A 20,083-nucleotide genomic window follows, 5' to 3' on the forward strand; every position below is an offset into this window, starting at 1 on the left:
AGAAAATATGAATATCAAGTCCGTTATTATTGAAAACTTTAGAGGTTATAAAGATAGGCAAGTTATAAATCTTAATAATTTTACAGCTTTTGTTGGTAGAAATGATGTTGGAAAATCAACAATTCTTGAAGCATTGGATATCTTTTTTAATGATAGTAAAGGTGTCGTTGTTATGGATTCTACTGATGTGAACAGAGAAGCAAAAGAAGCAAACGATAAAGTTGATATAGTTATAGGAGTAGAATTTATAAATTTACCTTCTGAAGTATGTATTGATGACAATAATACAACAACCTTGTCAGATGAATATCTTCTTAATTATGAAGGAAATTTAACTGTGATAAAAAAATATACAAATGGTAGTAAAACTCCAAAAGTATATATTTATGCTTATCATCCCAATCATAAAGAATGTTGCGATTTATTAAGTAAAAAACAAAAAGAGTTGCAAGAACTATCTGGAGATTTAGATTGTGATAAAACTAAGAATGCAGAAATGCGTAAAGCAATACGTAATTTATATTCTGATTTTTTAGATTTAAGGATGAAAGAAATAGAGGTTTCAAAAGAAGATGCAAAAAATATCTGGGATAAATTGAAACAATATATGCCTATTTATACCTTATTTCAGGCCGATAGAAGCAATGACGATAAAGATAAAGAGGTACAAGATCCTCTAAAGGAGGCTGTGAAAATAATAATGTCATCTACAAAAATAAGATCTAAATGTCAGGAAATATATGATGCCGTAATTGAAGAATTACAAAATGTTTCGGATAGAACTGTAAAGAAAATTAGTGATATGAATCCTTCATTAGCTAGTTCTTTACATCCAGCTCTACCAACAGCAGATGATTTAAAATGGACTGATGTATTTAAATCCGTATCTATAACAGGTGAAAACGATATTCCAATAAATAAAAGAGGAAGTGGAGTTAAAAGACTTATTCTTATTAATTTTTTTAGAGCAGAAGCCGAAAACAAACAAGAGAAAGCAAAAGCACCAGGAATAATATATGCAATTGAAGAACCTGAAACAGCACAACATGCCCATCATCAGAAACTTCTTATAGACGCTTTAAAAAAACTATCACAAAAAGATGATATACAAGTAATAATAACGACTCACAGTTCTCTGATATTAAAACAATTAGCATTTGACGAAGTACGAATTGTAAAAAACATAGAATCCGGTAAAGTTGTAAATAAAATAAGTGAATCACAATTACCTTATCCATCATTAAATGAAATTGCATTTACCGCGTTTGGGGATGTTCTTGTTGAATATCATAACGAATTATATGGTTATATTGAGTTCGAAGGATGGAAGAATGAATTTAAAAACGGAAAGGAGTTATACCCATATAAGAAAGAAACGACTAAAGGTATAAAGGAGGAAAATTTAATTAAAACTGAAATTATTAGACACCAGATTCATCATCCAGAAAATAAATTAAATACTTATTTTACCCCAGATGAACTTTATAATTCTATTAATGAAATGCGTTCATTCATAGAAACTTATAAGGCTGCTAAAAAATAGCAGCCTTATAACCCTAACAACCTTATCTTCTCGGCCATCTACGACAATGAGAATGAACATATTCAATACGCCCATATCTCTTACGATAATAGTCAGTTACAGAAACAGGTTTCAAGGGACATGTACACCTTATTCTCATATTAACACCTCCTTTCTTTTGTCCCTTGACTACTCAAATGTTGGTGCTAACGAATAATGAATAATAGTACATTACAAAGATAATTTTTTTTGTAATATTGTCCAAAACATATAATATATATTTCTTTAAACCGATAATAGTTTACTCAAATCAGGATCATTCTTTATCCGTTCAGTCTCAGACTCAACCAAAGCAATAATCTCCTGCTTAACTCTACGATAATTACTATCAATAGTCTCACGAAGAATATCGTTCCCGTCATTGTCGGTAAACTCGGCAATGACGGGAATCTTCTTATATGCCTTCATTTCAGCAGAAACTTTGGCAGAATTTACCACAATTTCAGCATGAAAGATTTTCTGCTCAATTCGTTCATCAAAGTTATCACTAACTGCCCCCACAAACATACCCTGAGTAAGATTGGAAATCTTGCTTGCGGGGATAAGAGAATCCATTTGTGTAGATATTGAGGTAGATTTATCATTACGGTTGATGGTCATGGATTGGCGCTTCTGCAACACTTTCCCGAACCGTTCAGAAAGATTCTTGGCTGTTTCACCGACAACCTGACCACTGAAGATATTACCAACAGTATTTTGGATGACCTTGCTTTCCTTGTCACCATAGTCACGGGTAAGCTGACTGAAATCCTGAAAACCCAAGCACACTGCAACCTTATTACTCCTTGCTGTAGCAATAAGATTATCAAGTCCTCTGAAATAGATTGTAGGTAACTCGTCAATGATAACAGACGACTTCAATTGCTTCTTCTTGTTTATTAATTTTACTATTCTGCTATTATATAGACCAAGTGCTGCAGAATAGATATTCTGTCGGTCAGGATTGTTTCCCACCACAAGAATTTTAGGTTCTTTCGGATTGTTTATGTCAAGTGAAAAATCATCACCTGTCATCACCCAATAAAGTGCCGGAGAAATCATTCTTGACAATGGTATTTTAGCAGATGCTATCTGCCCCTGGAGCTGATCTTGCGCATTGGATTCCCATGCATCCATAAACGGACTGAGGTAGTTCTCCAGTTCCGGATATGATGTCAGTATCGGAAATATCTGAGCGTATGGGCGGTTCAAAAATTCTATGGCATGAGGGAAAGTACAATACCTGCCGTTGTCATAAATCTTTAAATACCAGATTATAGCTGCAAGCAAAATTATTGGCGACTCAACAAAGAAATCTCCCTGCTTCTGAATCCAGCTTCGGTTAAGGTTCAACATAATGGTATAGGCAGATTCATATGCATCAGATATGTCAGTCATGAAGTTGGGATTAATAGGGTTACACCGATGGCTTCTTCTTGGATCATCGAAGTTGATTACATAAAATGTTGGTTTTACCTCGTAACGGTCGGCATATTTAAGAAGATGATTATAAGCTATTTCCGACAAATCCGGAAACTTATAATCGTATATATACATAGCAAAAGACTTCTCAATCTGCTGTTTGATGAAGTTGTTTACCACTGCATACGACTTTCCTGAACCAGGTGTACCCAATACTATGGTTGCTCGAAAAGGATTCACGACATTTATCCAACCATTGTTCCATTTCTTCTGATAGTAGAAACGTGTAGGAAGATTTACTGAATATTCGTTTTCCATCAGTCTTGTTTCCTGCATGAAACTTTCATTCTCGACATTGAAAACATCATCCATAAGATTATTTTTCAGCAGTCTGCTCATCCATGTTCCACCCATGAGCAAACATATATAACCGATAGTAAGAGAACTCATATAAAGTATTACCCCTACTTTTGGAATAGCTAAAAGCATCCAGTTAAGAAAGAAAGTAATGAAACCTACAACAAGAAGTATTATAATGTTTCTCCATGTAATTTTCTCGTCCTTCACACCACGTGTACCCAGACATGACAAACCTAAGAACAAAACTGCAAACAGTTTGGTCCATAGCAATGAAGAGAACAATCCAGTGTTCTTCTGAAAGTTCATCAGTATTCTGTCCATTACTTCTATAGTAATATTCCATTCACGGAATGATTCATAACAGAACCAATAACAGTGTATCAATACAAACAATATGGATATGGCACGCATAAAGTCAATGACCTTTGCCAATCCTCTCAAATCATCTTCCTGTGACATAACTTTATTTTTTTCGTTTTAATTTACCTGAATATAATCTTCTCATTTTGCGCTGGAACGCAAGTTCTCTGTAATCAATACCATGCGATGTGCCATCAAGCAGTGAACCTGTCATTTCTGCAATCACATCATCACCTGGTGTATCTGATTCTATAATCTGATCAACCTGCGTATCCTGAGGTAAAGCAGTAAGGAACGGATTGTCTCCATTTCCATTGAAATATTCGTTGAATACTGATGCTGCATATCCCTTTCCAAGTCGTGAGCCATTAGCTACAATACCGTTTTCATGGTCAATAAAGGTAATACCATAGATCCTTCCGGCATTGTTTTCACGAAACACTACATCTGTACCTTCAGCTTTAAGTGTTTCAACAAACTCCTTTCTGTCTGGATTCATCATCATAACCTTACGTACCTTGTTTCTTAAATCCGGCTGTATCTTCTTAAATTCTTTCTTTGAACGTATTATATGATTATGGATAGCATTATAACCATACTTGCGGCCAAGTTTTGCAGCATCTATAGGAACAGTGAGTTTTCTGCCTTCTGAATTTGTAACAGAATACACCATACCATTATATTGTTTTCCGTTATGCTCCTTCTTTACTTCCTCTGCCATTATGTTATAGGCAGAAAGCACAGCATTCAATTCTCCAACAGACTGGAAACTGTATTTCTTCAATATGGATGAAACAATTCCGGCAATCTGTTTCCTTATATCTCCCTTGTCTATATCTGCCTTTTGCAGCTGCTCCCTATCTGGAATATTCTGTTTTTTACAAGTATTCAGATTCCATTTTCTTTCAATCTCCTTACGAATTTTGTCGCTTCGTCTGAACTCGTGACTGTCATTTATCTTCCGTCCATTGGAATCAACGCGAAGAGAAACTATGTGTATATGTTCCCGTTCAATATCACTATGCTTGAAAACGATAAAAGGCTGATTGCCGTATCCCATCTTCTCCATATAATATGCAGCAATATCAAGTAATTCTTCATCGCTCAGTTTGTCGTCCGGATGCGGATTCAGAGAAGCATGAAATACGGTTTTCTTTGTCCTCATGGATGAAGGAAGTAACCTTTGCATATCCTCAAGGGCACGGTTCATATCAGTGTTGCCATTATTGTCAACACTCATGCCTGAGACGAGCAAAACTTTTGCTTCTCCAGCTTCCACTTTATGGAAGTTATACCCTAGTGCCCCTCCAAGGTTAGATGTAGAACTTATTTTTGCAACCATTTACTTCTAATCTCTTCTGCAAGACTTATCGAAGTTTCAAGAAGCCCTTGCAACTCTGCTGTATTATCATTCAGTTTCTCCAATAATGTATATGCCACTTTAGCAGAATGATAGCTGTTTATGGCTCGTACAGTCTGATTATATAACAGTCCGATTTTTCGGATCTGCGCGTTCACTTCTGTCAATCTGTTGTAAAAATCTACAGTGGATCTATCGGTTGTAATCACCTTGAATGTATGAGAAAACAGGCGTGCACGAATAAAATCTGATTTGGTTCTGGCACCGGAACGTTCATACAGACTGATAAAATCGGCATTCTCTTTTTCATTCAACCTTACATAATATCTGTAAGACGGTGTAGCGGATTCCTTATTCATAATCTTTGTTTTTAGTATTCAACTTGCGACTTTGGAGCAAGTATCTTCCCCTTTTCAGGGGCAAGAGTTTTTGGCGGACAAATTTCGGTTTGTCGGACAAAAACACATCTTGCCAAAGGTTATAAAAAAACAGAGATAGTATTCCTTTCAGTCATACTCTGCTTCGCTACAAAGTTAGTCTGTTTATTATCAACAGCTTCCATTGAAGCTGTACGCAATTTTCCACAATATTACCCGGTATTCTCCAAGGTGCGCCAGCCAATGTTTTTTAGATGTTTATTTGCAGTTGTAAGTATCTGCACGCACTGAACAAGTGCATAAAATTACGCACATACACACATTTGCAGATGTGTGGAAACATACATACTTACACACTTATGCATATATGCACAAATATATAAATGTGGATATGCAGATATACATACAAATGGAAATACAGATATGAATATGTTACCAACCATATAAATATTTACAGATATGAAAACAGAAACAAATGCAACTACACACATACGTGTAGGATTCGGCTCCCAGAAAGGGGGCATCGGGAAAAGTACCATTGCTGAAGTACTTGCAAGCTATCTCTACTATGAGAAAAATATCAGGCTGCTGATAATGGACTGTGACTATGCACAACACAGTTTCTACAGACTTAGAGAAAGGGATAAAAAAGCTGTTGAGGAAAGTACAGTTCTGCAGGAGAAATTGAAGGCATATATCAGGAAAACAGGAAAGCGTTCATACCGTGTACTGAAAGCCAAACCTCAGGAAGCCATAAAGGTAGCAGAAGAATACATAGTAGAACATCCGGAAGAGGAAATTTCTGTTGTAATCTATGACTTGCCGGGACGTTCAGACAGTTCTGACCTTCTTTCACTTGCCCTTGAAATGGACTATATAATTTCACCTATAGAAGCAGACCTTCAATCAATAGCCTCGTGCATGGCATACGCCATTACAATCCGTGATATGGGTGTAATGTTAAGTGGAAGCAGGATAAAACAGATATTCATGATGTGGAATAAGGTGGACCGGAGAGTCAATACGAGAATAATGGAAAGCTATGACAAGGAAATCGAGGAATACGGACTTGGACTGCTCAAAACCCGCTTGCCAAGATCTGTAAAGTTCAGCCGTGAACTGTCGATGAATACCGGAGGTGTATTCCGTTCCACCTATATGGCTCCCGAAAAAGACCAGCTTGCCGGAAGTAATATTGAAGAACTTGCCAATGAATTAATAGAAATCTTATCACTGAAAGCGTATGAACAATAACAAAGGAATTTTAGAAGCCAGAATAAAGCAGATGGCCGAAGGAAATTATAAGGAAATGGACAAGGAGTTTTCTCTTGATGACTTTGATCCAAAACCTGCCGAAAAAACAACAACACAGGAGGAAACTGAAACAATAGAAAACAAAAAACCTGAAAAGCCGACAACCAACAAGAAAAAGCCGGTAGAAAGGAATGATCCTTCTGACATGGAAGAATACAGGAACAGATTCCTGATAAGCCGTCCATTCGACAAAAGAACCTCTTTTCCGCTAAACCGTGTAACACTGGATATACTGAAAGACATATTACATGACACAAACAGTCGTGTAAGCCTTTCATCTTTCGTAGAGAATATTCTGCTTGACCATCTGAACAACTACCGTTCACTAATCAATGATGCCACAGCCAAGAATATAAGAAAACATACCATACCAAATATGTAAACAATTATGGATGCAATATTGACTTTAATACTTTCCATTGTGCTTATGGGAACAGCTGCTATTTTTCTGTGGCTATTCTTGCATACCGGAAAGAATGAAAATACGGATTCTATCCGTGAGAAGAAACCTCCCCAAAAAGAAGGAAACACCTCTTCCGTTATAGGCAGGACAAAAACAGATATTACACAATATTCTACAGTTTTACCCAATAATCCTGCTCCCGTAAAAGATGTAGATAATAGCGATAATTTTACGGGCGAGGAAAACGAGTTCTTTCCTGATATTGACGAAGTTGACGAGGAAGAAGTTGAATTGGAAGAACTTTTCGAAGTTACAAAAGATGATATCCGACTTAATGGAACAGAACTGATTAGTAAGGAAATATCCTTGCTTAAAAAAGTCGGCAGCAATGATTCTATTGAGGAAGAGGAAAAGGTTCCCGTTTCAGAAACCATATCAAAGCTGAATGGCAGTGATTTCCTGAAACTGCTGAAAGAGAATGAAGCAAAAGCAGAGAAGAGAAACCAGGAACTCATGCGCATGATAGAAGAGGAAGAACTCAAATCCCCCAAGCCGGCACGTAAAAAGAAAAACAAGCCGGAAGAGATTTCACTGGAAGATTTTTTATAAACCTTTTAAACGGTATTTGTATGAAGAATAAAATGATTATTACACTGCTCATAGCATGTATGCTTGTCCAGCAGACAAGAGCTCAAGGTAATGGACTTGCCGGAATACAAGAAGCAACACAGATGATTACATCTTATTTTGATCCGGCTACCAAACTTATCTATGCCATTGGTGCAGTTGTAGGACTGATTGGAGGTGTAAAGGTGTATAACAAGTTCAGTTCAGGTGATCCGGACACATCAAAGACTGCGGCATCATGGTTCGGTGCATGTATCTTCCTGATTGTGGCTGCAACCATATTACGTTCATTCTTCCTGTAATTATGGCCGGATGGGAAATAAACAAGGGAATCGGGAGGTCAGTGGAATTCAAAGGACTGAAAGCACAATACCTTTTCATCTTTGCTGGAGGACTGCTGGCTGTATTTTTGGTTACAGTCATACTTTACCTCTGTAATGTGGACCAGGTTCTCTGTCTTGTCATGGGAGTATTGGGTGCCACAGTTGTTGTGTGGCAAACTTTCTCCATGAACAGCAAATACGGTGAACACGGACTTATGAAAAGAGGTGCTGTCCGTGACCATCCCAGATATCTTATTAACCGTAAGACGGTGTTTCATATATTCCTAAACAACAGACGATATGAGAAACATTAGCAAAATGTCCACACTTGAACAGAAGTTTCCGCTTTTAGCCATAGAGAACGGATGTATCATTTCAAAGGATGCCGATATTACGGTAGCCTTTGAAATGGAACTTCCTGAACTTTTTACCATCACCTCTGATGAATATGAGGCAATGCACTCCACATGGTACAAGTCTATAAAAGTGCTGCCTAATTATACTATTGTACACAAACAGGACTGGTTTATAATGGAAAGGTATGAATCGGAACTGCAAAAGGAGGATATTTCATTTCTTGGCAGAGCCTATGAAAAGCATTTTAATGAAAGACCTTTTCTGAATCATTCGGTATATCTCTTCATCACAAAAACCAACAAACAGAAGATGATGCAGCAGAGTAATTTCTCCACTTTATGCAGGGGAAACATTCTGCCAAAAGAAATTACAGACAAAGAAGGAGTCAATGCTTTTCTTGAAGCGGTTGATCAGTTTGAAAGAATAATGAACTCATCCGGATTCTTCACTCTCAAACGGCTCGATGCTGATGAAGTAGCCGGGACAAGTGATAAACCGGGACTCCTGGACCGATACTTTTCACTTTCAGAAAGCAACCATGCTTCTCTGGAAGATATACGTCTGGGGGCTGATGAAGTACGTATCGGTGACAAGATTCTTTGTCTGCATACTTTATCTGATACGGACGACCTTCCGGCTCATGTAGTAACTGACTACAGACATGAAAGACTTTCTACAGACAGAAGTGACTGCAGACTATCTTTTGCTGCTCCCGTTGGATTATTGCTTTCATGCGACCATATATACAATCAGTATATTTTCATTGATGACAGTGCGGAAAACCTAAAGAAGTTTGAACGTCAGGCCAGAAATATGCACTCCCTTTCAAGATATAGCCGTGCCAATCAGATAAACAAGGAATGGTTGGAAGAATATATGAATACTGCACATTCAAAAGGACTGACTTCCATACGTGCACATTTCAATGTACTGGCATGGAGTGACGATCGTGAACAGCTGAAGCATATCAAGAATGATGTCGGTTCAGCACTTGCAATGATGGAATGCAAGCCGCGCCATAATACCATTGATACGGCAACTCTCTATTGGGCTGCCATGCCGGGTAATGCTGCGGACTTCCCAGCAGAAGAAGGTTTCTATACTTTCATTGAACCTGCACTATGTTTCTTCACTGCTGAAACGAACTACAAGGATTCACTTTCACCATTCGGTATCAAGATGGCTGACCGTATGTCCGGAAAGCCTTTGCATCTTGATATTTCAGACCTTCCCATGAAGAAAGGAATAACAACCAACAGAAACAAGTTTATCCTTGGTCCGTCAGGAAGCGGAAAGAGTTTCTTTACCAATCATATGATAAGACAATACTATGAGCAGGGAACACATGTTTTGTTAGTAGATACAGGAAACTCTTATCAAGGACTCTGTTCACTTATACAGAACAACACCAAAGGGAATGACGGTATTTACTTCACTTATACGGAAGAGAATCCTATCTCCTTCAATCCCTTCTATACAGACGACAAGGTTTTTGATATTGAAAAGGAAGAAAGTATATGTGCTCTTATCCTGACACTATGGAAGGGTGAAGACAAGTATATAGAAAAGACCGAATCCAATGAACTCGGAACAGCCATACATAATTATATAAGGATGATACAGAAAGACGAAAAACTGATTCCGTGTTTCAACACCTTCTATGAATATCTGCGTGACGTATATCGGGTAGAATTACAAAGCAGAGATATAAAGGTATCAAAAGATGATTTCAATATAGACAATCTGCTGACTACACTCACTCCATATTATCGTGGCGGAAGATATGACTTCCTGTTGAACTCACAACAGAACATTGACCTTCTTAGCAAGAGATTCATTGTCTTTGAAATTGATGCCATAAAGGACAATAAAGACCTTTTCCCGGTTGTGACCATCATTATCATGGAAAGCTTCATCAACAAGATGCGCCGGTTGAAAGGTATCAGAAAGATGATTCTCATAGAAGAAGCATGGAAGGCTATCGCTTCAGCTAATATGGCCTATTATGTAAAATATCTTTACAAAACAGTAAGAAAGTTCTTTGGTGAAGCCATCGTTGTCACTCAGGAAGTGGACGACATCATTCAGAGTCCTATCGTCAAGGAAAGTATCATTAACAACTCCGACTGCAAGATTCTGCTTGACCAGCGAAAGTACATGAACAAGTTCGACATCATCCAGAATATTCTTGGACTTACGGAAAAGGAACGTTCACAGATTCTTTCCATCAATCAGGATTTGGATCCGAAAAGAAAATACAAGGAAGTATGGATAGGACTTGGCGGAACACAGTCTGCCGTATATGCCACAGAAGTTAGCATGGAAGAGAACCTGGCTTATACAACAGAGGAAAGAGAGAAGATGGAAGTAATGGACAAAGTGGAACAACTGAACGGTGATATAGAAACGGCTATCCGTCAGCTTGCCGAACAGAAACGTGAGATAATCAGGAAAGAAGAATCAAGTCAAACTTAATACAATGGAATTATGAAATCAAGACTTATCATCATGGCTTTGACTTTATTGTTGTCAGGACATGAAGTTTATGCACAATGGGTCGTTACAGATCCTACCAATTTTGCCGGAAACATAGCCAATACCGTTAAAGAGATTGCCACAGCATCCAAGACGGTAAACAATACACTGAACAATTTCCGTGAAGTGGAGAAAATCTACAGACAAGGCAAAGAATATTATGATGCCTTGCAGAAAGTAAAGACTCTTGTGTCGGATGCATATAAGGTAAAAGAGACTATCCTAATGGTTTCGGATATATCCGGGATTTATGTCAACTCATACAAGAAAATGTTAAGTGACAAGAACTTTACTCCAAAGGAACTGGATGCTATTGCCTTCGGTTATGCAAGGTTACTTGAAGAAAGCAGCGAGTGTCTGAAAGAACTTAAAGATGTGGTGAACGTGACCTCACTTTCCATGACAGACAAGGAAAGAATGGATGTGATAGACCGTGTATATCGTGACGTGAAAGAATATAAGGGACTCGTAAACTATTATACAAACAAGAACATTTCCGTAAGCTATTTGAGGGCCTTGAAAGCCGGAGATACAGAAAGAGTACTATCACTATATGGTACTGCATCGGAAAGATATTGGTAAAACTAACCTGACTTTACTATGGATGTAAGTAATCTTCACGAGATTCTGAGAGATCTCTATAATGAAATGATGCCACTTTGCGCTGATATGGCTGGAGTGGCAAAAGGGCTTGCCGGACTAGGTGCTCTTTTCTATATAGCCATGCGGATATGGTCAAGCCTGGCACGTGCAGAACCTATAGACGTATTCCCTTTGCTTAGACCGTTTGCACTGGGACTCTGTATTCTTTTCTTTCCGACTATTGTACTTGGAACAATCAACGGACTGTTATCACCTATAGCTCAGGGATGCCATTCCATTGTTGAATCACAAACTTTCGACCTGCAGAAATATAAGGAAGAACGTGACAAGTTGGAATATGAGGCACTGATGCGTAACCCTGAAACTGCATACTTAGTATCCAATGAAGAATTTGACAGAAAGCTTGATGACCTTGGCTGGTCTCCTTCGGATTTGGCTACTATGACTGGTATGTATTATGATAGGGCTATGTACAACACCAAAAGAGCAATATCGGACGGATTCCGTTCCTTGCTTGAAATGATATTTGAAGCTGCCGGACTAATCATTGATACGATACGAACTTTCTTTCTGGTCGTACTATCAATACTTGGACCAATAGTATTTGCCTTTGCCACATGGGACGGATTACAAGGTTCACTGGCAATATGGTTCAGTAGATACATTTCAGTGTATCTGTGGCTCCCGATTTCAGACATTTTCTCGGCAATGCTTACCAAAATACAGATTCTTATGATGCAGCAGGATATTGAAGCACTCAGTGATCCAACATTCGTACCCGACCTGAACAATACGGTATATATCGTATTTCTACTTATTGGAATCATTGGATTCTTTACCGTTCCAACCGTATCCGGATGGATTGTCGAAGCCGGTGGCGGTGTTGGCAACTATGGTAAGAATATCAACGATACATCAAAAGGTGCAGGCAAAGGTGCGATATCAGGTGGCAAGGGTGTTGCTGCGGCATCAGGTGCAGCCGTTGGAAACATAGCCGGAAGAATAAAAGGAACACTTATAAAGTAATGATACAATATAAATATTTCTGATTATGGAATTTAAGTCATTGAAAAATATTGAGACTTCATTCAAGCATATAAGACTCTATGTTATGGTATTTGCAGGACTTTGTCTGTTGGTTTCCGCTATTGCTATATTTGCTTCTTTTTCATTTGCAAGGAAACAGAGAGAGAAGATATATGTACTTGATAACGGTAAATCGCTTATACTGGCATTGGCACAGGATGCAGCAGCCAACCGTCCGGTTGAAGCAAGAGAACACGTAAGAAGGTTTCATGAACTGTTCTTTACACTGGCTCCGGACAAAGATGCCATAGAAAGCAATATGAAACGTGCCTTTATGCTAACCGACAAGACTTCTTATGATTATTACAAGGATTTGGCTGAGAAAGGATATTACAACAGAATCATTTCCGGAAATATCCATCAGCGCATAGAGATAGATTCTATAAGCTGCAATTTTGTTTCACATCCTTACAAGGTAGTGACATTCGCCAAACAGTATATCGTCAGAAGTAGCAACACTACCATAAGATCATTGGTAACTGAATGTAATCTTGTCAACTCTGTACGTTCAGACAATAATCCTCAGGGATTTACCATTGAGAAGTTCATAGTATTGGAGAACCGTGATTTACAAACCATAAACAAATAAAAGCATGGGAAATATACTAAAAGGCATTAAGGAAACTATAAAAGAAAGATGTGAAGCTCTTTCTCCCAAACAGAGAAAACGGGTGCTTATAATCATGTGTCTGCTTTATTTTCTTGCATCGCTATGGATGATAATGGGCTTTTTTATAAAGGACAGACAAAATGAACAACAAGACTTTATGGAACTGTTTGACGGCTCAATATCTGAAGATACTCTCGACATGCCTGAACTTATGAATAACAATAACCAACCATTAAACAATCAAGATTATGAGCAGTGACAAAAGCAAAGGAACTGACCTTATAAAAAAGGAGAAGGCAAAGAAAGCTCTTGTCTTCGGAGGTCTTGGTATCCTCTTTCTGGCTTCAATGTATCTGATATTTGCTCCAACAGACGCAGACAAGGAAAAGGAAGCGTTACAGTCCGGACTGAACGTAAATATACCTCAGGCTACGGATAACAAGCTGACGGACGATAAGCAAAAGGCATACGAATTCAGTTCTGATGAAAAGAAAAATAAAGATAGAGAAAGAGCTATCGGGACATTAGCTGAAATGTATAGTTCTGACAACACAAATGAACCTGATACAGAAAACAGCAATAACAGTAATACAACTGTAAATAACAATAATGAAAGTAGCAGTCATATAGACCGTTCCGTACGTGAGTACCAGGCGGCTTCACAAGCTGTTTCCAATTTCTATGAAAATGATTATGACTACGAAAAGGAACAAATGCGCGAGGAACTGGAGTATCTCCGTCAGGAACTAAAAGATATGGAGGAAAGCCAATCAGAGGAAGAAAAGCAGTTGGAACTACTTGAAAAATCCTACCAGATGGCTTCAAAGTATCTGCCAACGAATATGAATACACAGACTTCTGTCAGTGATACAACCAATAAAAGCCATATAAGTTCGACATTCAATGGCCAATCAATGGAGGTGCTTCCGGCTTCAAAACCGGTTGTGTCTTCATTGATTCAACCAATGACAGACGAAGAATTTACAGAGGAATACTCCAAGGAAAGGAATATGTCATTTATCACACCTACAGCTAATACAGACAATTCGCAGAAAAATACAATTGCCTGTAAAGTGGATAGAACGACCACAATCAGAGACAATGAAACTCTGCAGCTCAGACTGCTTGAATCGGTACGTATCGGTGAAAACATCATTCCAAGAAATGCACTCCTTACAGCAAAAAGCAAACTGTCCGGTAACAGGATGATGCTTTATGTTACAACCATAGAACTAGGAGAAAATATATATCCGGTGAAACTGACTGCATACGACATGGACGGCCTGGAAGGGGTATTCATACCCGGATCCGACGAAATGGATGCATTGAAAGAAGTAGGTGCAAACGTAGGCGGTTCAGTAGGAACAAGCTTTACATTCTCATCATCGGCAAAAGACCAGATAATATCTGATGCGGCAAGAGGACTGATGCAGGGAACTTCCAACTACCTGGTCAAGAAAATCAGAACAATCAAAGTAACATTCAAAAGCGGGCACAGACTTATGCTGATGCCTACCAAGTAAAATAATAAAATCAGAAAATATGAAAAAAGGATTCTTAATTGCGGCTATATGTGTCGCATTCGGTTTGCAGACAATATCAGCACAGGATACAGAAGTAAAATCACACGGTGACTTGTTCCAGGGAATGAGCAGAACCATACCTCAGGGACGTGTGGTACTCCCATACGGACTTGAAGTAACTTTTGAAAAGACTGTTCATCTAATTTTTCCGGCTCCCATAAGATATGTGGATTTAGGCTCGTCAAACATTATTGCCGGACAAGCTGATGATGCAGAAAATGTACTTCGAGTAAAAGCTGCAGTACGTGACTTTGAAACAGAATGCAATCTCTCCGTTATCTGTGATGATGGCAGTTTCTACTCATATAATGTAAGATATGCGGAAGAACCTGAAAAACTGAGTATAGAAATGAAGGATTTTCTTTATCCGGGAAACAACAATCTGCCGGTCAATAAAGCTGACATCTATTTCAAGGAATTAGGTAATGAATCTCCCGTACTTGTGAAACTTATAATGAAAACCATATACCAGAACGACAAGAGGGAATTCAAACATATTGGCGCAAAACAGTTTGGTATGCAATTCTTACTGAACGGACTTTACACCCATAATGGACTTCTATACTTCCATACCGAAATAAAGAACAGAACTGATATGCCTTATAACGTGGACTTTATTACGTTTAAGGTAGTGGATAAGAAGGTTGCCAAACGTACAGCTATTCAGGAAAGAATACTCCAGCCATTAAGGGCATACAATCAGATTACCTGGATAAAAGGGCATAGGGAAGAAAGAAGCATTTTTGCACTCGAGCAATTTACACTACCAGAGGACAAGCGTTTGGAGGTTACTCTCTATGAAAGAAACGGTGGTCGCACAATGACGTTCTATATGGAGAATGAGGATTTAATAAGAGCAAAAAACATTGACAACCTCAAACTGAAATTCTGATGAAAAGGATACTTGTTATTATAATTGCTATTGTCGGTTTGAGCATACCGACAATGGCACAACGATTATTACCACACCAAAAAGGAATTGAGTTCTATGGTGGTGTACCTTTACAGAAACATAATACATTTGGAGACGGTAATTTCAATGCCGGATTTAACTTTACAAGATATATCCGCAACTATCACTATTATCATTTCGGACTAAATTATCTTCAGCAGAACTATCACTATAATGAACTGAAGGTTCCGGTCCGTGATTACATGGGCGAAGGTGGATTTATGTTTCACCTGGTTTCAAGTCCGGGAAAAAGTTTCCTTGTTTATGGTGGCCCATGTATTTCACTAGGTTATGAAGAAGTAAATGACGGAAACAAGTGGCTACCTGATGGTGCATACCTTGAAGCAAGAAACAGATTTGTTTATGGTGCTGGTGTCCAATTATCTATGGAAGGATTCATTACGGATAATGTCGTGGTCCTTGCTAAAGCCAAAGGAACATTCCTTTTCGGAACAGATCTGGATTTATTCAGACCTTCAGTATTGATAGGAATCCGTATTATCATGTAATATCTGTCAAACAAAATCAATGTAATAACACATTATGAAAACTATTAAACATATACAGTCACTTCTTGTGATAATAATTGCCTGCATGACATTTGGTTCATGCAGCAATGAGCTTAATGTCACAAAATCATTTCCATTTATAATTGAAACGATGCCTGTCCCAAAGGAACTCAGCCAAGGGGAAACCATTGAAATCCGCTGCACCTTAACCTGTCCGGCTGACTATTCCGGCACTAAATATACTATCAGATATTTTCAGTATGATGGTGATGGCATACTTCGTATGGGGAAAGACGGTGAGCCATTCATTCCCAATGACAGATACCCAGTAGAGAAAGGGGACTTCCGTTTATATTATACCTCTCAATCTACAGAACAACAAAGTCTGGAGATTGTTTTTGAGGACAATATGGGGCATTCTCAGGTGGTAGAGTTTGATTTTAATGATGAGAGTATGTAAATTAAACATTTTACAGAAGAACGCCATTTAATAAATATCCCTTAATAATAATAAAAAAAAGAAGCCGTGTCTCTATTAACACGGCTTCCAAGTCTTTTCGCAACGGGTTGAAAACACATTCTACTCCCTGCATCATGGAAGAATCACACTAGGAACATCTCACCACTCATGATAAGAAATCCAAAGGTTACCTACTCAATCAGACATTTTCGAATAAAGTTTCTCTTGTGTTTATCACTTTTCCCTATCTCTCAAGGACCTCTCAGTAAGAGCCCCCCTACCATTTCGTTGCATTAATTGTACCTCCTACGCTCATCCCCCCACTTCACGCAGCCGGTATATTAACCGCGCCGGTGACTAGGACATTGAGCAAGTGATTCCATCGTAATAGTTTAGCAACTCTATTGAACGTATAAGACCCACCTAAGATTAATACGAATCAAGCAGAAACAAAACAATCTTGTAAATCAAAAAACAAACTCAACTCAATTGAAAAGAACTACCTCAAACAGTACAATCTTAAAATAAATAATATAAATTCAAAGAACTACCCCTACGCTGATGGTCTGCTAGAGGCGCAATGATAATCTTATCTCCATTTTTCTTTGATACAAAGAAAATAATAAAATTATTAATAACCAAATTTCTAAAGACTTTTTTCAAGAAAAATATATTTTTTTTGAAAAATATCCTTAGTATAAAGCAAAATAGAGGGTATCAAAATTCTTTAAAAAAAATGAACCTTCAATTTGAAATTTGAACATTATAAAAACCTGAAGAAATGACCATATCAAGCTCATTTATGAATTATGATACGGCCATTTTTTTCAGTTTTACAGTTATAAAATATAACTTTTCAAAGGGAAAATTTAGTTTTTGACCACTCTCTTTTACATTGATAAAACGCCATTGTAATATTATTCATTCGGCTTCAGTTCATCAAAAATGAGACTGCTACCGGCTTCAGTATGCGACTGACGCTTGTAAAGTCCAAGCCAGTTGTAAGTCCGACCATTGAGCCAGCGGGCGCGCTGGTAATTCTTTGTCAAACGGATACCCGTAGCCTGGACTGCTTCTTCGTGAATAACCATAGGCAATTCTTTATTTATACCGTTTTCAAAGATAATCTCTGGACGAAGAATGGTTCCGAGCGGACGAACAGGAAGAATATCGAAATCATTAGTCTTCTCGTTGTAAAGATAGCATGGCATCTTTCCACGGCGAAGAATCATCTCACGGCCTCCCAAGAAAAACGGATTGTTCATGCTCTGACCATTTGTTATTCGCTGAGGAATGAATGGTATCCAGTTGTAAGGAACTTGTGACTGTAACATATAGCGATAGTTAGCCACTTGCGCATCATTTTCAGGTAACAATATCTGTGCATCCATACCGTCAGCAAATTGGACAATTTGAGGTTTACGTTTGGGTAATCCCTTTTCGTTAACTTTATTAACATAGGCTTGAAGATGTGTAGCATAGAATTTTGCATCAAGGGTTTCACCACATCCATCAGGCACGACTTCCTCTACCCCCCATACCATGTTTGCCATTTCATCGCGTAAAATCTTCACTTCCTCAATAGGCTTTCCCTCAACTGTTGCTGCTAACTGGGGAACAAAATAAAGCCCCTGAATATCAGTTACACGACGATTGCCAAAGTTGGTGTTAGTAAACATTTGCCAAGCCTCATTACGCAACCCCATACTACCTTGATCATACTCGAGCTTTCCAGCACGTTCATTACCAGAAATCACAGTCTTACCGCCGAAAGTATCAATAACTTCAATTTTCTCTACGGTGATATATTTTCCAATCTCAGTCTCTAAAGGAAACAGCATCCAATCATTAGAGTACATTGCAGCATACTTCATTACTACAACGTTAGCTTCAGATTGCTGAGAAAGACTGTTACCCATATAGACTTTACGATCTTCCATCTGCCAAAGTCGTTTATTAGGTGCCGCAGCGAAAGTTGCCGGAGTTGGAAGAGCCAAGACATGACGTTCAGATATCAATACTTCATTTTTATCTTTAATATCACCATTATTTTGTACTTTTTCAAGAAGCGTATTTTTAACAATCTTCAAAATATCCTCATAGCTAATTTTTCTTCTTTCTGATAAATCAATAATAAACTTTCTGATAGTATTAAACTCCATACTCCCTTTTAGGTTTTTACCTTCAATGGAATTTATAACATCTTTAATATCTATTCCGTTTTTAACGGAAAAATCTATAATATCATTTATAAGATTTTCAATGTCCTGTTCCATACTAGGCTTAGAACCAGGAATCAATATAGTCTGCTGTGAATTACGTTTAGGCTTTAAACCAAGATTTAAAGTAACTGCATTATGTCCAGCATTTAAAACATATTCTTCATTTGGTTTATCATATAAAGAATTTTTTAATTTAATAACTTTATCAGGGACTCTTGTTTCTGCATCATTTTTAATGGTTATATTATCATCCCTTTTATAATCCTTATCGTAATCGAATGAGTACCATGAAAGTCGCCCCCCCTGATATCGATCACCTTTGAAATGTTTTTCACCAGCAAAAGCTTCAACTTCATAACAAAGATCCTCATCTAACCAATGGTCATTAGACTTACTTGTCGGTTTATACTTATCACGAAACCAGTTAATAAATTTATCTCTGTAAGGTTCAAAACCTCTGATAGTCTTTCCTGTGGTCAATGCTTCATATAATTTACTTCCATCAAAGGATTTATTTACGTATCCTTTTATAAAATCTGCTTTGTTAGTATTAAGCAAGTATTCATATTCCAATATATCATTACTAGATAAGACTGTCTTATTGGAACTGTATAGATACTTCTGATCGATGCCGTAAAGGGTTCGACACTCATCCCTGAAAGCTTTTGTTTCCACAAAATCATGATCTTCTCTATACAAATCCAACGCAAATGTAGCAGCCTCAATGCGGGCAAAGAGATCAATTTCCGGATTCATCTGTTCTGTAACAGGTTCAATAGGATCAATTGAACAGTCCTCCTCTTTAATGATACAACGAACAGACATAGCTGTTCCTGCATTGTTACCACGAAACTCACCCATCTGCCACTGACGGGTCAACATCCATAGAGGATCATGTACGCGCAGCCGCAGAGCTTCAGTGATATCATTGTTACGGGTACGTCCCTCAATACGCGTTTTATTTAAATCTACTGTAAATGAATCAGCATTAAAATGTCTGATATCTACATATTTTTTGAGATAATCAGCAACCTTAATCATATGTTCAACTATTAAATG

At 37.9% G+C, this 20,083-nt stretch carries 19 protein-coding genes; 15 read left to right on the plus strand and 4 right to left on the minus strand.

Annotation, left to right across the window (positions count from 1 at the left end; translation table 11 throughout):
- Positions 1–7 precede the first annotated feature (7 nt).
- The gene (locus M3085_RS03650) at positions 8–1,543 is read left to right on the plus strand and encodes an ATP-binding protein (RefSeq protein WP_249052310.1); all 1,536 of its coding nucleotides are present in this window, start codon (positions 8–10) and stop codon (positions 1,541–1,543) included.
- Between the two features lie 264 nt (positions 1,544–1,807).
- Here M3085_RS03650 and mobC read toward each other — a convergent pair whose 3' ends face one another.
- From mobC to M3085_RS03665, 3 genes are read right to left on the minus strand one after another with little or no spacing between them, the layout of a single operon-like run.
- Entirely contained in the window at positions 1,808–3,802 is a 1,995-nt protein-coding gene (gene mobC / locus M3085_RS03655) for a conjugal transfer protein MobC (protein WP_249052311.1), read from the minus strand.
- Between the two features lie 4 nt (positions 3,803–3,806).
- On the minus strand, positions 3,807–5,045 hold the full coding sequence (mobB, locus tag M3085_RS03660; protein ID WP_249052312.1) for a conjugal transfer protein MobB: 1,239 nt from the start codon (positions 5,043–5,045) through the stop codon (positions 3,807–3,809).
- The gene (locus M3085_RS03665) at positions 5,030–5,422 is read right to left on the minus strand and encodes a hypothetical protein (protein ID WP_249052313.1); all 393 of its coding nucleotides are present in this window, start codon (positions 5,420–5,422) and stop codon (positions 5,030–5,032) included. Before M3085_RS03665 ends, mobB begins: the two co-directional genes overlap by 16 nt.
- 477 nt (positions 5,423–5,899) lie before the next feature.
- Between M3085_RS03665 and M3085_RS03670 the strand changes: the two genes are divergently transcribed.
- From M3085_RS03670 to M3085_RS03735, 14 genes are read left to right on the plus strand one after another with little or no spacing between them, the layout of a single operon-like run.
- Positions 5,900–6,694, plus strand: a complete 795-nt coding sequence (locus M3085_RS03670) for a ParA family protein (RefSeq protein WP_249052314.1) — start codon at positions 5,900–5,902, stop codon at positions 6,692–6,694.
- Positions 6,684–7,136 (plus strand): DUF3408 domain-containing protein, encoded by a 453-nt coding sequence (locus M3085_RS03675; protein WP_249052315.1) that lies wholly within the window; start codon positions 6,684–6,686, stop codon positions 7,134–7,136. The genes M3085_RS03670 and M3085_RS03675 overlap by 11 nt, the downstream gene beginning before the upstream one ends.
- Positions 7,137–7,142: 6 nt before the next feature.
- Positions 7,143–7,766 (plus strand): hypothetical protein, encoded by a 624-nt coding sequence (locus M3085_RS03680; protein ID WP_249052316.1) that lies wholly within the window; start codon positions 7,143–7,145, stop codon positions 7,764–7,766.
- 20 nt (positions 7,767–7,786) lie between these two features.
- Positions 7,787–8,086 carry a DUF4134 domain-containing protein gene (locus M3085_RS03685; protein ID WP_117674172.1) on the plus strand — a complete coding sequence of 100 codons (300 nt, stop codon included), beginning with the start codon at positions 7,787–7,789 and terminating at the stop codon, positions 8,084–8,086.
- A 2-nt stretch (positions 8,087–8,088) separates the two neighbouring features.
- A complete protein-coding gene (locus M3085_RS03690; RefSeq protein ID WP_249052424.1) occupies positions 8,089–8,421 on the plus strand; it encodes a DUF4133 domain-containing protein in 333 nt (110 codons plus the stop codon).
- Positions 8,408–10,939 carry a TraG family conjugative transposon ATPase gene (locus tag M3085_RS03695; protein ID WP_249052317.1) on the plus strand — a complete coding sequence of 844 codons (2,532 nt, stop codon included), beginning with the start codon at positions 8,408–8,410 and terminating at the stop codon, positions 10,937–10,939. The genes M3085_RS03690 and M3085_RS03695 overlap by 14 nt, the downstream gene beginning before the upstream one ends.
- A gap of 12 nt (positions 10,940–10,951) precedes the next feature.
- Positions 10,952–11,581 carry a DUF4141 domain-containing protein gene (locus tag M3085_RS03700; protein WP_117461998.1) on the plus strand — a complete coding sequence of 210 codons (630 nt, stop codon included), beginning with the start codon at positions 10,952–10,954 and terminating at the stop codon, positions 11,579–11,581.
- 18 nt (positions 11,582–11,599) lie between these two features.
- Positions 11,600–12,628, plus strand: coding sequence for a conjugative transposon protein TraJ (gene traJ / locus M3085_RS03705; protein ID WP_249052318.1), 1,029 nt, complete (start codon positions 11,600–11,602; stop codon positions 12,626–12,628).
- Between the two features lie 25 nt (positions 12,629–12,653).
- On the plus strand, positions 12,654–13,277 hold the full coding sequence (traK, locus tag M3085_RS03710; protein ID WP_249052319.1) for a conjugative transposon protein TraK: 624 nt from the start codon (positions 12,654–12,656) through the stop codon (positions 13,275–13,277).
- Positions 13,278–13,281: 4 nt separating this feature from the next.
- On the plus strand, positions 13,282–13,557 hold the full coding sequence (locus tag M3085_RS03715) for a hypothetical protein (RefSeq protein ID WP_249052320.1): 276 nt from the start codon (positions 13,282–13,284) through the stop codon (positions 13,555–13,557).
- On the plus strand, positions 13,547–14,821 hold the full coding sequence (traM, locus tag M3085_RS03720; RefSeq protein WP_178537778.1) for a conjugative transposon protein TraM: 1,275 nt from the start codon (positions 13,547–13,549) through the stop codon (positions 14,819–14,821). Before M3085_RS03715 ends, traM begins: the two co-directional genes overlap by 11 nt.
- Positions 14,822–14,840: 19 nt before the next feature.
- The gene (gene traN / locus M3085_RS03725) at positions 14,841–15,773 is read left to right on the plus strand and encodes a conjugative transposon protein TraN (protein WP_117461993.1); all 933 of its coding nucleotides are present in this window, start codon (positions 14,841–14,843) and stop codon (positions 15,771–15,773) included.
- Positions 15,773–16,342 (plus strand): conjugal transfer protein TraO, encoded by a 570-nt coding sequence (locus tag M3085_RS03730; RefSeq protein WP_249052321.1) that lies wholly within the window; start codon positions 15,773–15,775, stop codon positions 16,340–16,342. Before traN ends, M3085_RS03730 begins: the two co-directional genes overlap by 1 nt.
- 34 nt (positions 16,343–16,376) lie before the next feature.
- Positions 16,377–16,802: a DUF3872 domain-containing protein gene (locus M3085_RS03735; protein ID WP_249052322.1), complete on the plus strand. Its 426-nt coding sequence runs from the start codon at positions 16,377–16,379 to the stop codon at positions 16,800–16,802.
- Between the two features lie 917 nt (positions 16,803–17,719).
- Here the strand turns inward: M3085_RS03735 and M3085_RS03740 are convergent.
- On the minus strand, positions 17,720–20,065 hold the full coding sequence (locus M3085_RS03740) for a hypothetical protein (RefSeq protein WP_249052323.1): 2,346 nt from the start codon (positions 20,063–20,065) through the stop codon (positions 17,720–17,722).
- Positions 20,066–20,083 lie beyond the last annotated feature (18 nt).

This window comes from Bacteroides caecicola (genome assembly GCF_023337095.1).
GTDB lineage: Bacteria > Bacteroidota > Bacteroidia > Bacteroidales > Bacteroidaceae > Phocaeicola > Phocaeicola gallinarum.